This is a genomic window from Rhizobium sp. AAP43 (assembly GCF_001296045.1).
Lineage (GTDB): Bacteria > Pseudomonadota > Alphaproteobacteria > Rhizobiales > Rhizobiaceae > Allorhizobium.
The window spans coordinates 275,328-292,311 of the sequence record NZ_LJHS01000012.1; the positions used below are offsets into that span (position 1 = coordinate 275,328).

The window sequence follows — 16,984 nt, forward strand, 5'->3', positions numbered from 1 at the left end:
ATCCGTGCTTATCCGTGCAACCCGAGACGTTCGCCCACCTTCCACAGCCGCCAGGCATCATGCGGCATCTGGATGTGACCGGCATCGAGGAAGGCATAGGCATCGTTGACCGCGTTGGAGAAACACGGCACGCCGCCGACATGGGGGCTTTCCCCGACCCCCTTGGCGCCGATTGGATGATGCGGCGATGGTGTGACGGTAAAATCCGTTTCCCACTTCGGCGTCTCGACCGCGGTCGGAAGGAAGAAGTCCATGAAGGACGCCCCCATCACATTGCCCATCTCGTCGTAGCGGATTTCCTGGCCCATGGCACAGGCAAAGGCTTCGGTCAGCCCGCCATGCACCTGCCCCTCGATAATCATCGGGTTGATGCGTGTCCCGCAATCATCCAGCGCGTAGAAGCGCCGTGTCTTGGCGACGCCCGTATCGACGTCGATATCCATGACACAGAAATAGGCGCCGAAAGGATAGGTCATGTTCGGCGGCTCGTAATAATTGACCGCCTCAAGGCCGGGCTCAAGGTTCGGCGGCGGCGCATTATAGGCCGACCAGGCGATCTCCTTCATCGTCTTGAACTTCTCCGGCAGGCCCTTGACCCGGAAGCGGTCGATATCCCACTCCAGGTCGCCCTCATGCACTTCGAGCATATGGGCGGCGATCATCTGCGCCTTGGCCTTGATCTTGCGGGCGGCGACGGCAGTGGCCGCCCCCGCGACCGGGGTCGAGCGCGAACCGTAGGTGCCGAGACCGTAAGGAGCCGTATCGGTATTGCCTTCCTCGATCATGATGTCGTCGGCGGGAATGCCGAGTTCGGTTGCGATGATCTGGGCATAGGTCGTCTCGTGACCCTGGCCCTGGCTCTTGGTGCCCATTCGGGCAATCACGGAGCCGGTCGGATGGATGCGGATCTCGGCGCTGTCAAACATCGCGATGCCGAGAATATCGCAGTTCTTGGCCGGACCGGCACCGACGATTTCCGTAAAGAAGGAAATGCCGATGCCCATGATCTCCCGTGTCTCGCCGCGCTTGAAAGCCTCACGCTTTTCCGCTTGCTCGGCCCTGAGGGCGGTATAGCCAATGGCGTCCATCGCCTTCTTCATGGCGGTGTGATAGTCGCCGCTGTCATATTCCCAGCCGAGCGCCGAGTGATAGGGAAACTGCTCGGGCTTGATGAAGTTCTTGATCCGCAGTTCGGCCGCATCCATGCCAAGCTTCTGGGCCAGCACTTCGATGGCGCGCTCGATGGCAAATACCGCCTCCGTCACCCGGAACGAACAGCGATAGGCCACGCCGCCTGACGCCTTGTTTGTGTAGACACCATCGACGACCAGATGCGCGACCGGAATGTCGTAGGAGCCGGTACAGATGTTCATGAAACCGGCCGGCCACTTGGACGGATCGGCGCAGGCATCGAAGGCGCCATGATCGGCCAGCACATGCACGCGCATGCCGAGGATCTTGCCGTCCTTGGTGGCAGCAAGTTCCGTGGTCATGTGATAATCGCGGGCAAAGGAGGTGGTGGAGAGGTTCTCCATGCGGTCCTCCACCCATTTGACCGGCACGCCCAGCACGATCGAGCCGACGACAGAGCAGACATAGCCCGCATAAGCGCCGACCTTGTTGCCGAAACCGCCGCCGATATCGGGTGCGATCACATGGATCTTGTGCTCCGGCAGGCCCGAGATCAGCGAGACCACGGTGCGGATGACATGCGGCGCCTGGAAGGTGCCCCAGAGCGTCAGCTCCCCCTTGACCTTGTCGAACGAGGCGACCGACTGGCAGGTTTCGAGTGGCGACGGATGGGTGCGGTGATCGACCAGCATTTCCTTGATGGTGACATCCGCATTGGCAAAGACGTCGTCGGTTGCCTGCTTGTCGCCGATCTGCCATTCGAAAATATGGTTGGGATGTTTGCGCGGCCCGTGCGCACCCACCATCTTGTCCTTGATGTCCTCGCGCAGGATCGGCGCGTCCGGCAGCATTGCCTTGAACGGGTCGACGATGCAGGGCAGCGCTTCATAGACGACATCCACCAGCTCGGTCGCATCAGAGGCAATATAGCGATCCTCTGCAATGACAAAGGCGACTTCCTGGTTTTGGAACAGCACTTTCTCTTCAGCAAGAACCGCCTGCACGTCACCGGCAAGCGTCGGCATGTAGTGCAGGCCGAGCGGCTTCAGATCCGCCGCCGTCAGCACCGCGATCACTCCCGGCAGCGCCTTGGCCCGCGACGTGTCGATGCTGACGATGCGTGCATGGGCATGCGGCGAGCGGACGAAATCGCCAAACAGCATGCCCGGCAACTTCAGGTCATCGACATAGGAGCCCTTGCCTTGCGTAAAGCGGACGTCCTCGACGCGCTTGCGCTTGCACCCCATGCCCTGCAGTTTTTCGGTCCGCTCTGCGCGATCGATATCGATCTTGACTTGCTCGTTCATTCCGCGGCCTCCTGAAACGGTGTTCCATTGATCTTGGCCGCCGCATACTGGATGGCCTTCACGATGTTCACATAGCCGGTGCAGCGACAGAGATTACCGGCGATGCCATTGCGGATTTCGTCCTCGGTCGGATTGGCATTTTCCTGAAGCAGGCGATGCGCGCGCAGGATCATGCCCGGCGTGCAGTAGCCACATTGCAGGCCATGCATCATGCGGAAGCCCTCCTGCAGAGCGCTCAGCGTTCCGTCAGGATTGGCGACGCCCTCGATTGTGGTGATACTGGCGCCGTTGGCCTGCACCGCGAAGGTCATGCAGCTCTTCACCGACATGTCATCCATATCAACCGTGCAGGCGCCGCAATGGCCGGTGTCGCATCCGATATGGGCACCTGTCAGGTTCTGCTGCTCGCGCAGGAAATGGATCAGCAGGGTGCGGGGCTCAACGAGAGCCTCGACAACCTTGCCATTGATGGTGACTTTGATATGCGATTTGGTCATTGGTTCCCCCCTCAGACGGTGGCGCGGACGCGGGCCCGCTCGAGAGCGCGGCGCAGCATGATACCGGCCATCTTGGTCCGGTATTCGGCAGGACCACGCATGTCGGATGCCGGATTGGTGATGGCCTCCGCCGCCGCGACCGCCGAATTGACGGTGGACGCGTCGAGCGTGCTGCCCACCAGGATCCTTGCCGCCTCGGCGGCCCAGAGCGGCGTTTCCGAGACATTGGTCAGACCGATCGAAGCACTGGTGCAAGTCCCGGATGCCATGGTGATGACCACGGCTGCCGCCGCAGTCGCATAGTCTCCGACCTTTCGCTTGAGCTTTTCATAGCCGTAGCCATGACCCGCCGGGGGAATGGGGATACGGATCGCGGTCAGGATCTCACCTGGCGCAAGCGCCGTCTCATAGGCGCCGAGATAGAAATCTCGCGATGGCACCTGACGGGTGCCGCCTGTGCCGGTCAGCTCGTAGCTCGCCCCAAGACATTGCATCAGAGCCGGCATGTCATTGCCCGGATCGCCATTGGCGCAGTTGCCGCCGATCGTCCCCTTGTAGCGGATCTGTGGGTCAGCAATGACCAGGGCGGTCTCACGCAAAATCGGAACGAGTTCGGCGAGCAAAGCGCTGGTGATGACCGAATACTGCGTCGTCATCGCACCGATGACGACATCCGCACCCACAACCTCCACATGCCGCAGTCCTTCAATCGCCGAAAGGTCCACCAGATGCTCGGGCGCCGCCAGCCGGGTCTTCATCAACGGTATCAGACTGTGACCGCCAGCCAGCGGTCGCGCATCCTCGCCGAGTTGCTCCAACAGCGCGACAGCGCTTTCGACCGTCGTTGGCCGGTGGTAATCGAATGTACCTGGTATCATCCGCCGCTCCTCCCAAAGCTTCGTTCCGAACGACGCAAGACCACACCTCCTGGGCCGATCGTCGAGTTCGTACAGCAGGCGATGAATGCGCCCTGCAAACAACGAGAAGCACACCAATCGCCCCGATTTGCACGAAATGCGGAGTGGCTTGCACGAAATGCGGCAGGGAAGCTGACTTAACGATTGTCGGTTGAGCCGGCGTCCATCGACGCCTTGAAGGCCGCGAGCTCAGAGCGAAAGGCCGTCAATTTCGACCGGCTGACTGGCACGGTGCGTCTGACGGGCGTGTCCAGTTCGACAACGCCGGAATCGCCCGCCTTTTTGATGCGGATGACGAAGAAGAGATTGACGATATAGCTGCGATGGATCCGGGAGAATATCGTCTCGGGAAGACGCGCTGCGATGTCAGAGATCGACAACGGACAGAAGAAGTCGTCACGACCATTGAAGATGTAGGTGTAGTGCGCGTTGGAATGAACCGACGCAATATCATCCGCTGCAATGTGAAAACGCTTGCCGTTCTTTTCGATCGGAAGCAAAAGGTCGCCCACGGACGGGATCGGGGCAGACGACGCGGCAACTTCGGGCAACTCGACGGTTTCCACTGCGACCCGCGTGAGGTGCTGCTCAGCCAGTTTTCTCGGGGTTTGTGGAGGAGTGCCCAACTGCGGACCTGCCGCAAGAGGAGCATTGGGCACAGCATGCGCTTCGCGCCAGACAGTCTCTCTGCGCGCATCCATTGCCTCTGCTGGGATCAGCGCCAGCATGAACACGGCCGAAATGCTGCAGGCCACGACGCTGACAATGGCCGCCAATATGTCTCCGGAGATCAGGGAAGCCGTGTTTGCAACCTCTGCGGCGGACGGATGCAGCGTCGTACCGGCCATCGCAATATAATGCATGCCCGATACCGCGCAGCCGAGCACCACAGCACAGAGAAATAGAGGCGGCCGCCTTTCGGCGGAAAAGGCGAGCCAGAGCGCAAGACCGGATGCAGCGATGGCAATAGCAATGCTGGCGAGCGTGTAGACCGGATCATGCGTGAGATGAAAGACCGAATGCACAGCCGTCATGCCAACATAGTGCATCATGGTAATACCGATACCCATTAGCACAGCGGCGATCACCAGCAGGCGCTGTGACCTCAGGCTAGCGAGGTAGATGGCGACGCCCGTGACGAGACTGCAAATCAGGAATGAAAGAAGCGTGGGCACGACAGCATAGTCGATCGGGACGGCGGTGGTGATTGCCAGCATGCCAATGAAATGCATGCTCCAGATGCCGACCGCGAGCGTCATCGCCGAGCCGGCGATCAACAGGCGGCGGCGGTTGGCAAAGGCGCTGGGGATCAAAAGCGCGAGGCTGATGCCCACATATCCGGCCTGGATCGCCACCACCACCGAAAGGGCGACAAGGATCGGGCTGTAGCTGAACGATGAGGTGAGTTCCGTCATGGCTGTCTCTGCAAACTTCGGGCATTCAGATTCACCGCTCATGTGATGACACGAGCGGTGCATGCGGCGACATTGGCTGACCTGCGTCGGCGCGCCTCCCAGCGGGCCTGACATCACTGTAGTCACGCGCCGCACAACTTGTCGAGCCAGATGGCAATGGCTGGCCGAAGACCGCATCGCCGCAAAGGATTGCCGGTGCGCATGCCGTGTTCGACCGCTATTCCCGCTCGCCCAACTCCAGGGTTTTCAAGGCAGTCTATGCATTATTTGGGATATATTCGCGGAGCGGGAAAACTCGACGGCCGAGTTCACTGGAATTCGCATCGTCATGAACGTCCCTCCCATAGCTTCACGACCGATATTTGTGCATGAACCGGCTGTCGATGCGATGCTTCCACCGGGCCACCCAGCGGCCGAGGATCGCGAAGCGCCATTTATCGGCAATGGCCCGTCCGTCGGCGAGCGAGATCAGGACCAGCCAGGAGGTTTGCGAGCGATAGGGCTCGAGGCTTTTATCCACGAGGCTACGATGGATATTCTCGGCCAGCACCGGTCCCTGACGCACAGCGAAAACGCCGGCCTTGGGACGGGGGCTTGGCAGCGATGCAACGTCGCCAGCCGCGAAGATCTGCGGATGGGATAGGGAACGCAACGTCTCTTCGACGCGGATGAAGCCCTTTTCGTCGAGGAGGAGCCCGGTCGCGCGCAGGAAGGCCGGCGCACCGCTTGATGTCGTCCAGACGACCTCGTCTGCCGAGAGCGTCCGCCCGTCACGCGACACGAGTTCGCCGTCGCGGAAAGCCACAACATCGAAAGCCGGATAGTGGGCGATGCCTGCTTTTCGCATTTCGCGTTCCAGCAGTCGACAGGCCCAGCGGCTGCGCTCCGGGACGGGCTCCGCGGCCCGACCGACAAGGGCAACACTGATACCACGCCCCTCCAACCGGCGCTTCAGCGCAAAGGCAACCTCGACACCGGCGACCCCCTGCCCGACCACAGCCAGTGTCGAAAGCCGTCCCTCTCTCGCCAGCGCATCGAGCCGCGCAAGGCGATCGGCAAAGCTCGCGATGGGCTTCACGGAGATACCGGTCGATATGCCCTCAGGCAGTGACGGGGTGGAGCCGATATCGATCGAGAGCAGGCCGTAGCCGATGCTTTCGCCGCTCGCGAGCGAGACCATGCGGCCTTCCGGGTCGATCCCGGTTGCGACGGTTTCGAGGAAGGTGACGCCAGCGCGTCTGCAGAGTGCGGCCAGGTCGATATGGAAATCGTCGAAACTGTACTCCCCCGCGATGTGGCCCGGCAGCATGCCGGAATAGGGCGCATGGCGAGAGGGGGAAACGAGTGTGATCTGCCCGCCGAAGCCGAGCTCGCCCAGCCGGCGGACCACCTCGACATGGGCATGGCCCCCGCCGAGAAGCACGATCGATCCCGTCGTTTCACGGGCCTCAGCCATCCGAGGCATCCTTCATGCCGATACGACGAACAGGCCCCCCTGCGGCAGCGGCATCGGCCTCGTCATGGGTGACGAGAATGACCGGCAGGCCGGCAGTCCTTGCGCGCTCGAATACCAGGCTGCGCATCTGGGCGCGCAGCGCCATGTCGAGCTTGGAGAAGGGTTCGTCGAGCAGCAGCAGTCTGGGTCGGGAGACGAGAACGCGGGCAAGCGCCACCCGCGCCTTCTGTCCGCCGGAAAGCGTGGCCGGGTCCCGGTCGGCAAAACCGGCGAGGTCCATCTCGGCCAGAATGTCTGCCGCGATCTCCCGACGCTGGCGTCGATCCGACACATCCGCCGGTATGGCAAAGGCGACATTGGCACCAACAGACATATGCGGGAAGAGCAGCGGGTCCTGAAAGAGGATCCCGGCCCGGCGGGCTTGCGGCTCCAGCGCCAGGAGATCGACACCATCGACGGAGACGGTCCCCTCGGCGTGGAACGCTGGATCGAGGAAACCACCGATGAAGGACAGCAAGGTGGATTTCCCCGATCCCGACGGTCCCATGACGGTGAAGACCGAACCGGCAGGCACGTCTGCGGTCACCTGGATTAGGCTGACATCACCGAGGCGGATCAGAATATTCGAGAGGCAGAGACCTTTGCTGGGCTGTCGCTGGAGCATCATCACACCCGCATGTCCCGGCGATTGCGGTGGAGGGCTGCGGGGATCAACGCCGCGAGCGCGAAGGCGAGGAAAGGCAGGATGGTCTGCAGCAGGGCATAGACTCCGATGACACGGCGATTGTTGCCAGAGGCGAGAGCGACGGCCTCCGTGGTGATGGTCGAGAGCCGCCCCTCGCCAATCAGCAGCGTTGGCAGATACTGCCCGACCGAGACGGCAAAGCCAACGGCGAGCGCCGTCAGGATCGGACGGATCAGCATGGGCAGGCGGATCGACAGGAGCACCGAAATCCGCGACCGGCCAAGGGCCGTCGCGATGATCTCGTAGCGACGGTCGAGTGCCCGCCAGGGATCGGCCAGCGAGAGGAAGACATAAGGCAGCACGAAGACGAGGTGGACGAGCACGAGTGCTGTGAGCCCGTGTTCGCCGCCGCCACTGCCAATGAAAAGAAGCTGAAGACCGAAGACGAAGGTGATCTGCGGCACGATCAGCGGCAGATAGAGCATCAACAGCGCCTTCTCGCCGACGCTGCGTCCCGTCTGCAGCTCGCGTTCGAGGCAGCCGATGGTGAGCAGGATGGCCATGAGCGTCGAGGCGAGGCCCGTCACCAGCGTGGTCATCAGCGGATCGATGATGCGCGGCAGGGCACTCATCCAGCTTCTGAGCGTAAAGCTCTGCGGCAGGAGATCGGGAAACTGCCAGAGACCGGCGAGAGACCAGAGGGCGAGAATGGCAAGACCTGAAAACACCGCGCCGCCGATCAGGCCGACGACCACGATCGATAGGCGGCGTAAGAACTGGTCGCGGAGGAACCGCCAGCCTTTTTCTCTCGCCAGCCGAAGCAGGACGGACGCCAGCCGTTCGAGGATAAACCACGTGAGCAGTGCGGCCACGGTAACGCCCAGTTGCAGGACGGCACCGGCCGAAGCGAGGAAACGCGCGGACAGATCCGGATCATTCATCCACTGGACGAGCCGGGTTGCCAACGTTCCGGGCAAGTTTGGTCCAAGGATAAGGGCCACGTCCACGACCGAGGACGAATAGGCGATGACGGCATAGACGGCGAAACGGATCTGCCGGTAGAGCGCCGGCCAGAGCAGATAGACGAAGCCCGCGATGCGCCCATAGCCAAAGGAGGCTGCAAGCCTTCGAGCTGAGGCGAGTTCGACCTGCGGCAAGGCTGCGAGCGTGACGAGAAAAAGAAAGGGCGTTTCCTTGATCACCAGGCCCGCAATCATCGTCAGCCCCATCGGATCATGGGGAATGAGAATATCCGGCGGCCGGTCGATGCCAAGGAGTGGCGCGGCGAGGCGGATGAGGAAGCCTGACGGGGCAATCAGGAAGGCGAAGCCGAAGGCGGCGGCCGCATGCGGAACCGCCAGCAGGGGCGACAGCAAATGCTGCAGGCGCGACAGCGTCGGTGTGCCCGCGTAACTCGCAATGAAGATCAGCGTGATACCGAGAGATATGAACGTGGCGGCAAGGCCGGTCGCCACACTCAATACTGCCGCTGTGGCAAGGCCTGGTGTCGCGGCAAGCTCTCGAAAGGGTTGCAGGCTGACGTCATCTCCGCCGAGCGCGGGCAGATAGCCGAAGGCCGGCAGCAGCGTGCCGAGGAGCCCAAAGGTGATCGGCAAGATCAGAAGGCCAAGCGTGAGGGCGACCGCACTTCTCGGGAGATGTGCGGTCAACCCGTCCACGAAGGAGCGATCGGTCGCCCGGGCTTTCACGGCTCAGTTGCCGCTGGCATAGCGCCGACGCCATTCGACTTCGATGCGCTCCATCCAGCTCGCATGCGGCTCGGCAATCACGGGGCCGAGTTTGTCCGGTGTCAACGTTGCAACGCCGAGGTCAAGCGCTGCGAAGGCGGCACGATCGGCGTCCGGAAGCTTCGGCATGGCAAGAACGGTCGGGTCACCCCAATAGGTCGGGTCCTGCTTGCGAAGCTGCGCTTCCGGCGAAATCAGGAAGTTCGCCGTCAGCAGCGCCCCCTCCTTGGCATTGGCATTATAGGGAATGGCGACGAAATGGGTGTTGCCGAGCGTGCCGCCGGAGAAGGTGAAGGAGCGCACGGTTTCGGGCAGTTCTCCCGCCTTGATGCCGGCTGAGGCTTCGGACGGATTGAAGGCGAAAATGATGTCCAACTCGCCATCGGCCAGCTTCTGCTTCATGTCAGGATAGTTCTGCGGGAAAGTCTTGGCTCCGCGCCAGGCCACCGGATGCAGCTGGTCGAGATAGGCGAACAGCGGCTCGACATCCTGCTCGAAGCTCTCCTCGACCACCGGCTTTGCCAGCTTGGCCGGATCGACGATGACTTCGCTCAGCACCTGCTTCAGGAAGGAAGAGCCGATGAAATCCGGGGGCGCGGGATAGGAAAAGCGGCCGGGGTTGTTCTTCGCCCAGTCGAGCAGTTGGGTGGCATTGTCAGGCAGGCTTGAAGCTTCCGTGCGGGCGCTGTCGTAGAAGAAGACCATCTTCGCGCCGCCCCAGGGGCTTTCCAGCCCGTCCGTCGGTTCGGTGAAGTCGGTCAGGATGGTGGGCTGGTTCTCGATATCGACATAGCGCCAATTGGGCAGCGCGCTTGCCCAGCCGGGGGTGAGGAGCAGGTCCTGCTGCTTCATCGAGACGAAGTTCTCGCCATTGATCCAGATGAGATCGACCGACCCGTTTTCGTTCTTCCCGGCAGCTTTTTCAGCAATCACCTTGGCAACGGCGCTTGCGGTATCCTCAAGTTTCACCTGCACCACGGTCACCCCGTAGCGCGACTGCATTTCAGCGCCGACCCATTCGAGATAGGCGTTGATGTTTTCCGATCCGCCCCAGGCGTTGAAATAGACTGTCTGTCCGGACGCTGCCTTTTCGACGGCCGTCCAATCCGACAATTCCGGGCCGCCGGCAGCGGCCGGGAGATAGCTTGCAGCGGCGATCAAGCCGGCGGCGAAAATACCACGCATCAAACCCATAGTGTGTCCTTCTCCCTCAAAATCGACCGCCTGACATTCAGGCATTGCGGCTCCTGTTTGAACTACGCTCGAAAGATCCACCGGATCTCATGTTCTCCTCCGGGACCACATTTGTTGTCGTGCGAGTGCAGCCTTGATCTCCTCGCTCGGCGCCGGATCATGCATGGTGCACGCCATGGCACTGAGATCATCAGTGATGCGCATCTGGTCGACGAAGGCCCGGCATCCCCGGCACATGGCCAGATGAAGCTTGATGTTGAGCCGCGCCCAGAAGCCGAGATCGCCATCAATCAAAAGGCTGGCACGCTCGGCGACTTCACTGCATCGAAACATGGTTCATACCTCCAAGGCCAAGGGGGACATGAATTCTCATGGCAAACTCCTGCGCTTGCGGATCTGCCGCACGAGCGTGGGGATCAGCGCCACCAGCGCCAACGCGAAGAAGGCGAGTGTGATGTCGCGCGTCACGAGATCCGAGATCTGCGCTTCCCGGCCGCTCGCCTGTGCTGCCACCAGCACACTGTCGACGCCCTGGCCGAGATAGGCATAGGCGAAGGTGCCGGGCAGGATGCCGAAGAACGTCGCTGCGATGAACCGCCCGAGGCTGATGTCGAACAGGGCAGCCGCAATGTTGACGACGAAGAAGGGAAAGACCGGGGCGAGCCGGATGACGAAGAGATAGCCGAAGGCATTCTCCCTGAAGCCGTCCGCCATCTTCTTGACGACACCATCGACACGGTGGCGCAGAAAGTCGCCAAACGCAGAGCGCGTCGCGAGAAACAGGAGCGCCGCACCGACCGTGGCGCCAACGGCCACCAGGGCGCCGCCGATCATCCAGCCAAAGAGGAAACCGCCGAAGATGGTCAGCACCGAGGCTGCCGGAAACGAGAACGCAACTGCGGCGATATAGACGAGCAGGAAGATCAGCGCAGACCACAGGACATTGGCATCGACATAGGCCCGCAACGCCTGACGTTGTTCGGCGAGGAATCCAAGGCTGAGATAGTCCTGCAGGCCGAAGGCATAACCGAGCGCGAGGCCGGCGACGACGAGGACGAGAGGCGTATAGCGCCAGAGGCTGCCTCGGCCGACAGCGCCCGGCGAGGAGATCGGGTCGTCGCCCGGAGGACGGCCCTGCTGCGGAGAACGGCTGTCAATCATCGTGAACTCCCCGCAGCGCGCCTGCGCCTTTCAAGAGCGCCGGTTCCGGCGCAACCGATCCCCCATGGTCACTATGGCTTGATACGGTCGAATGCTGCTGGACATCGAAGGCGATTGTTTTGCTAATGGCGCCCGGGCTGAGGCAGGGGGTGGCGTGGCGCAGGATGAAGGTGACGATCTGGCTCTGGCGCGGCACCTCGTTGACGGGGATGCCGCCGTCTTCGAGCTGCTCTATCGCCGGCACAATGCCGCGATGATCCGCTTTTGCGCCGGCATCGTCCGGTCGCGCGACATCGCCGAGGAAGTCGTCCAGGACACCTGGGTAGCTGTGCTCGGTCGCATCGATCTCTTCGAAGGACGCGGATCGCTCGCAAGCTGGATCTACACGATCCTCCTCAACAAGGCTCGCAGCCGCGCTCGCCGTGAAGGCCGCATCGTATCCTTTGACGATCTGGGGGATGGCAACGGTCTCGGCGAGGCTTTTGACGGGCGCGGACACTGGCGCACCAGACCCGAGCTCTGGGAAGACCTGACGCCCGAGCGCCACATCGAGGGTCGGAGCGTGCTGCAACATGTCGAGGCGGTCATCGAAACGCTGCCGCCGGCGCAACGGGCGGTGCTGATCCTGCGCGGCCAGCAGGAGCTCGATCCGGCAGAGGTCTGCGCTCTGCTCGACATCTCCGAGGGCAATATGCGCGTGCTCCTGCACCGGGCGCGGCTGGCGGTTCGCAACGCGCTCGACCGGCTTCATGCTGGCCTCTGACCGAGACTGGGCAAGGCTCATCGGTCTTCTCCCGAGAATGCAAGCCAAGCCTGACGCCAGCGAATGACGGTTGTCAGCGCGCAAAGAGCGGCAAAGCCATAGGCAATCAGCGGGAAATGGTGCGGCAGGAGACACATCACGACGAAGACCGCGATCGTCTCGAAGCCTTCGGCCAGACCGCCGGCGTAGTAGATGCCCTTGGTAGGAAATTCCGGCGCCTTGCGTCCGAGTTTTGCCGCAACCGCCGAAAAAGCGAGGAAGGAGGAGCCTGTCCCGACGAAGGAAACGATCAGGACGGCAGCCGGCAGCGCATTGACCTCAGGCATCGCCACCGCAAAGCCGAGCGGGATCAGTGCGTAGAAAACCATGTCGAGCGCGATATCGAGATAGGCGCCACGATCCGTCGGCCCCAAAATGCGGGCAACCGCGCCGTCGAGGCCATCCAGCGCCCGGTTCACGAGGATCAGCAGAAGCGCTGCCAGAAAGTAACCGAAGCAGAGTGCGGCGAAGGCGCCTAGCCCTGCCAGGAAACCGACAAGGCTGATCTGATCTGCCTTCACCCCGCGATGCGCCAGGAATTCGGCGACGGGCTGAAGGGCCGCTTTCTGCAGCGGCAGGATCTTCGCGTCGATCATCCGCGCCTCCAGGTCTGGAAGCGTTCGAGCAGTGACAGGAGGAAGCCGTTGATGTGATTGCGGCGCCACTGGCCGGCGACCAGCTTATTGGCCTCGGCGAGCGTCGGATAGATGTGGATCGTACCGAGGATCTTGCCGAGGCCGTGGCCGTGTTTCATGGCAAAGACGAATTCGGCGAGCAGATCGCCGGCATGTTCACCAACGATCGTGGCGCCCAAGATCTTGTCCTTGCCCGGCACGGTCAGCACCTTGACGAAGCCACGCGCTGAACCGTCGGCTATCGCGCGATCGAGATCGTCGATGCCGAAGCGGGTCACCTCATGCGGGATCTTCTTCTCCTTGGCCTCAGCCTCGGGTAAGCCCACCCGTGCCACTTCCGGATCGGTGAAGGTCGCCCAGGGGATGACGCTATAGTCCGCCTTGAAGCGCTTGAGATCCCCGAACAGCGCATTGATCGCCGCAAACCAGGCCTGGTGCCCGGCAACATGGGTGAACTGGTAGGGCCCTGCCACATCACCGGCCGCCAGGATGTTCGGATGCAGTGTCTGGAGGTAGTCATTGGTCTCGACGACCCTATCCACCTTGATGCCGAGGTCCTCGAGCCCGAAGCCCTTCAGACGCGGGGCGCGTCCGACTGCAACGATGATCTCGTCGAAGCCGATGCGGAACTTTGCCCCGTCCTTCTCCACCTCGATCCACTTCTCGCCGGCATCCGTGCCACAAGCGACCGCCTTATGGCTGGTCAGGACATTGACGCTGTCAGACTTCATTGAAGCCTCCACCAGCGCGGCTGCATCCTCGTCCTCACGCATCATCAGGCGCGGCGCCATCTCGATCTGCGTGACCTTAGAGCCAAGCCGGGCAAAGCTCTGCGCCAACTCGCAGCCGATCGGCCCTCCGCCCAGGACGACGAGCCTCTGCGGCACGGCAGGGCGATCACGAAGCCGCTCCCACAGGGTGTCCGAGGTCAGATAGTCGATCTCGGCAAGGCCAGGGATTTGGGGCACGAAAGGCCGCGCACCGGTTGCGATGATGATCGCGCGCGTCGTCAGACGCTGCGTGCCGCCGTCGTTCAGCGCGATCTCCACCGTCCAGGGATCGATCAGCTTTGCATAACCTTGCAGGACTTCCACGCCGAGGCCTGTGTAGCGCTCGACACTGTCATGCGGCTCAATCTCGGCGATCACTCTGTGGATCCGCTCCATCACGGCGGCGAAAGGCACCTTCGGCTCGACCGGCTCCAGGCCAAAATGATCGGCATGGCGCATCTGGTGCGCGACCTTCGCGCTCTTGATCAGCGCCTTCGAGGGCACGCAGCCGAAGTTGAGGCAATCACCGCCCATCTTGTTCGCCTCGACCAGCGTGACCTTCGCCTTGGCCGCCGCCGCGATATAGGCTGAAACCAGGCCGGCAGAGCCCGCGCCGATAACAACCAGGTTGCGATCGAAGCGCTTGGGCCGTTGCCAAATGGATCCGGAAAGGCGCTGATCTTGGTCCATAGGGCTCCTCGCTCAACCCGAGCATTTGCGTTGTTATCCGTTAGACGAGCAGGAACCCGGATTGTTACAAGCGTGCAGCAAGTTTTTTGGTCAGCGCGCAATGCGGATACGGGTCGGCAAGCCGCAGCACCGCAGCGAGCTTGATCATCCCCGGAGCAAAACCACGAATCAGGCAGGGCCGCCAAAGCCAGAAATCCGAAGACAGCACCGGCGAAAAGGCAGTCAAAGCGCCCGCGTGGTGTCGTTCTCCTCCGGCAGTACGTCGGGATCGCGGCTTGGAAGGTCGGCAAGGTCTCGGCAAAAGCGGAGGGTAAACCGAGGTGCCAACACAAGCTCTCGGCTGGTTTCTCGGTCCCGGTCTCGCCTCGGTGCTAAGGCAATCTGGGACCTGGCCAGTCCAGGTCACATTGCTCTTCCAGCCTGTGTTTACGGACATGATCGGACAACGTCCCGGTCTCAGACCTCTTTTGGGCCTAACCGTCTCACCGCACCTCTTCGTTTGACGTCACACACCCAGAAGAAAATTTTTTCACACTTGAATCGAGGGGCTATCTGGTCCTACGCTTGATGAGATTATTCAAGTTTCTTTAATTCGACCCCGATTTCGGGGTGCGATCATCTTTCAATGCGACGGGCTTTTGGGACCACTCTCATGGACCTCATTTCTAACGGCCATTCCAAACTCCCTTTCAGCACGTGTGTTGAAGCAAGCGAGTTCTTGGACGTCCACACGACTGCACAAAAACCCCATGGAGAAAGAAGGGTCCGGCAGGAGCCTGAACATCCAGGTTACCGACATACGGTGCCCTAAGCTGCCAAGACGGGCGACGTCAGGCGCCAAATCAGCTGCGGCAACGCGCTGAACCTGCCTGTATCGCTTCAGAACGAACACACTGCATTCTTCGCCTGCCCATAAAAACAAAGAAGGGAACAGTACCATGACAATGTTCGACAGACGCCTGAGACTGCTCACGACGAGCGGAATTCTTGCCCTACTGCTTGCAGCCGCGCCGCAGGCCTATGCAGCCACCCCGGCAGATACACTCGTCCAGGCCTGGGCGATCGACGACATCATCACGCTCGATCCGGGCGAAGCCTTCGAAATCTCGACAGCTGAGGTCACCGCCAACACCTACAGCAAGCTTGTCGCGCTCGATCCGACGGATACGTCGAAAATCGTCAGCGATATCGCTGAAAGCTGGGATGTTTCGGAAGACGGCCTGACTTATACCTTCAAGCTGAAGCCGAAGCTCACCTTCGCCTCCGGCAATCCAATCACCGCTGAAGATGTCGCGTTTTCCTTCGAACGTGTCATCAAGCTCGACAAGTCGCCAGCCTTCCTGCTGACCCAGTTCGGCCTCAACGGCGACAACGTCACGGACAAGGCTAAGGCCGTCGACGAATCCACTTTCGTCATGACCGTCGACAAGCCCTACGCGCCGAGCTTCGTGCTCAACGTGCTGACGGCAACCGTCGCATCCGTCGTCGACAAGAAGGTCGTGATGGAGAATGCCAAGCCGGTCACGCCGACCGCCGAATACAAATATGACACCGATTTCGGCAATGAATTCTTGAAGACTGGTTACGCCGGGTCCGGCCCATTCAAGATTCGCGAATGGCGCGCCAACGAAGTTGTCGTGCTCGAGCGCAACGACAACTACTACGGTGAAAAGGCCAAGCTTGCGCGCGTCATCTATCGCTACATGAAGGAAAGCTCCGGCCAGCGCCTGGCGCTTGAAAACGGTGATATCGACGTTGCCCGCAACCTCGATCCGGGCGATTTCGACGCCGTTGCCAAGAAGGATGGAATCGCCACGACCTCGGCACCGAAGGGCACGCTCTACTATTTCAGCCTCAACCAGAAGAACCCGAACCTGGCCAAGCCCGAGGTCATCGAGGCCTTCAAGTACCTCGTCGACTATGATGCGCTCGGCGAGACCCTGATCAAGGGTATCGGCACGATCCACCAGACCTTCCTGCCATCAGGCCAACTCGGCGCGCTCGACGACACGCCCTACACACTCGATGTCGCCAAGGCCAAGGAACTGCTGGCCAAGGCCGGTCTGCCCGACGGCTTCACCGTCACTATGGATGTTCGCAATACGCAGCCGGTGACCGGCATTGCCGAAAACGTACAGCAGACGCTTGCCCAGGCCGGCATCAAGCTGGAAATCATCCCGGGCGACGGCAAGCAGACGCTGACCAAGTTCCGCGCCCGCCAGCACGACATCTATATCGGCCAGTGGGGCTCGGACTATTTCGACCCGAACTCCAATGCCGAGACCTTCACCTTCAACCCTGACAATTCCGATGCAGGCACGAACAAGACGCTCGCCTGGCGCAATGCCTGGGATCCGAAGGAACTCTCGACCAAGACAGCCGCTGCCCTTCTCGAAAAGGATACGGCCAAGCGCGCGGCGATCTATGAGGATCTGCAGAAGCAGGTTCTGGCAACGGGCCCGTTCGTGGTGATCTTCCAGCAGACGGAAATCGCCGGCTATTCGAGCAAGGTACAGAACTACAAGCTCGGCCCGAGCTTCGACACCAACTATGTCAACACAGTCACCAAGGAATAG

Annotated in this window: 14 protein-coding genes; 2 read left to right on the forward strand and 12 right to left on the reverse strand. The window is 61.4% G+C overall.

Translation table 11 applies throughout. The annotated features are described in order from the left end of the window. Nucleotides 1-8: 8 nt before the first annotated feature. From IP76_RS09850 to IP76_RS09895, 10 genes are all read right to left on the reverse strand, one after another. Complete coding sequence (locus IP76_RS09850; RefSeq protein WP_054158032.1) at nucleotides 9-2,438, reverse strand: aerobic carbon-monoxide dehydrogenase large subunit; 2,430 nt, start codon at nucleotides 2,436-2,438, stop codon at nucleotides 9-11. Beyond that, entirely contained in the window at nucleotides 2,435-2,935 is a 501-nt protein-coding gene (locus IP76_RS09855) for a (2Fe-2S)-binding protein (RefSeq protein WP_054158033.1), read from the reverse strand. Before IP76_RS09855 ends, IP76_RS09850 begins: the two co-directional genes overlap by 4 nt. 11 nt (nucleotides 2,936-2,946) lie before the next feature. After that, on the reverse strand, nucleotides 2,947-3,813 hold the full coding sequence (locus tag IP76_RS09860; RefSeq protein ID WP_054158034.1) for a xanthine dehydrogenase family protein subunit M: 867 nt from the start codon (nucleotides 3,811-3,813) through the stop codon (nucleotides 2,947-2,949). A gap of 176 nt (nucleotides 3,814-3,989) precedes the next feature. Continuing rightward, nucleotides 3,990-5,267 carry an MHYT domain-containing protein gene (locus IP76_RS09865; RefSeq protein WP_054158035.1) on the reverse strand — a complete coding sequence of 426 codons (1,278 nt, stop codon included), beginning with the start codon at nucleotides 5,265-5,267 and terminating at the stop codon, nucleotides 3,990-3,992. A 349-nt stretch (nucleotides 5,268-5,616) separates the two neighbouring features. Continuing rightward, nucleotides 5,617-6,723, reverse strand: coding sequence for an FAD-dependent oxidoreductase (locus tag IP76_RS09870; RefSeq protein ID WP_054158036.1), 1,107 nt, complete (start codon nucleotides 6,721-6,723; stop codon nucleotides 5,617-5,619). Beyond that, the gene (locus tag IP76_RS09875) at nucleotides 6,716-7,387 is read right to left on the reverse strand and encodes an ATP-binding cassette domain-containing protein (protein ID WP_054158091.1); all 672 of its coding nucleotides are present in this window, start codon (nucleotides 7,385-7,387) and stop codon (nucleotides 6,716-6,718) included. The genes IP76_RS09870 and IP76_RS09875 overlap by 8 nt, the downstream gene beginning before the upstream one ends. 2 nt (nucleotides 7,388-7,389) lie before the next feature. Further along, on the reverse strand, nucleotides 7,390-9,078 hold the full coding sequence (locus tag IP76_RS09880) for an ABC transporter permease (protein WP_054158092.1): 1,689 nt from the start codon (nucleotides 9,076-9,078) through the stop codon (nucleotides 7,390-7,392). 42 nt (nucleotides 9,079-9,120) lie between these two features. Then, nucleotides 9,121-10,350 carry an ABC transporter substrate-binding protein gene (locus IP76_RS09885; RefSeq protein WP_156318533.1) on the reverse strand — a complete coding sequence of 410 codons (1,230 nt, stop codon included), beginning with the start codon at nucleotides 10,348-10,350 and terminating at the stop codon, nucleotides 9,121-9,123. An 87-nt stretch (nucleotides 10,351-10,437) separates the two neighbouring features. Continuing rightward, nucleotides 10,438-10,683 carry a zf-HC2 domain-containing protein gene (locus IP76_RS09890; protein WP_054158037.1) on the reverse strand — a complete coding sequence of 82 codons (246 nt, stop codon included), beginning with the start codon at nucleotides 10,681-10,683 and terminating at the stop codon, nucleotides 10,438-10,440. A 36-nt stretch (nucleotides 10,684-10,719) separates the two neighbouring features. Next, complete coding sequence (locus tag IP76_RS09895) at nucleotides 10,720-11,511, reverse strand: TVP38/TMEM64 family protein (protein WP_082352481.1); 792 nt, start codon at nucleotides 11,509-11,511, stop codon at nucleotides 10,720-10,722. A 91-nt stretch (nucleotides 11,512-11,602) separates the two neighbouring features. On the opposite strand from IP76_RS09895, the gene IP76_RS09900 reads away from it, so the two are divergent. Next, the gene (locus tag IP76_RS09900; RefSeq protein WP_054158038.1) at nucleotides 11,603-12,274 is read left to right on the forward strand and encodes an RNA polymerase sigma factor; all 672 of its coding nucleotides are present in this window, start codon (nucleotides 11,603-11,605) and stop codon (nucleotides 12,272-12,274) included. 17 nt (nucleotides 12,275-12,291) lie between these two features. On the opposite strand, the gene IP76_RS09905 is transcribed toward IP76_RS09900, so the two are convergent. Both IP76_RS09905 and IP76_RS09910 read right to left on the reverse strand, forming a co-directional pair. Beyond that, the gene (locus IP76_RS09905) at nucleotides 12,292-12,909 is read right to left on the reverse strand and encodes a CDP-alcohol phosphatidyltransferase family protein (protein WP_054158039.1); all 618 of its coding nucleotides are present in this window, start codon (nucleotides 12,907-12,909) and stop codon (nucleotides 12,292-12,294) included. Further along, entirely contained in the window at nucleotides 12,906-14,408 is a 1,503-nt protein-coding gene (locus IP76_RS09910) for an NAD(P)/FAD-dependent oxidoreductase (RefSeq protein WP_054158040.1), read from the reverse strand. The genes IP76_RS09905 and IP76_RS09910 overlap by 4 nt, the downstream gene beginning before the upstream one ends. A gap of 938 nt (nucleotides 14,409-15,346) precedes the next feature. Between IP76_RS09910 and IP76_RS09920 the strand changes: the two genes are divergently transcribed. Beyond that, nucleotides 15,347-16,984 carry an ABC transporter substrate-binding protein gene (locus IP76_RS09920; protein ID WP_054158042.1) on the forward strand — a complete coding sequence of 546 codons (1,638 nt, stop codon included), beginning with the start codon at nucleotides 15,347-15,349 and terminating at the stop codon, nucleotides 16,982-16,984.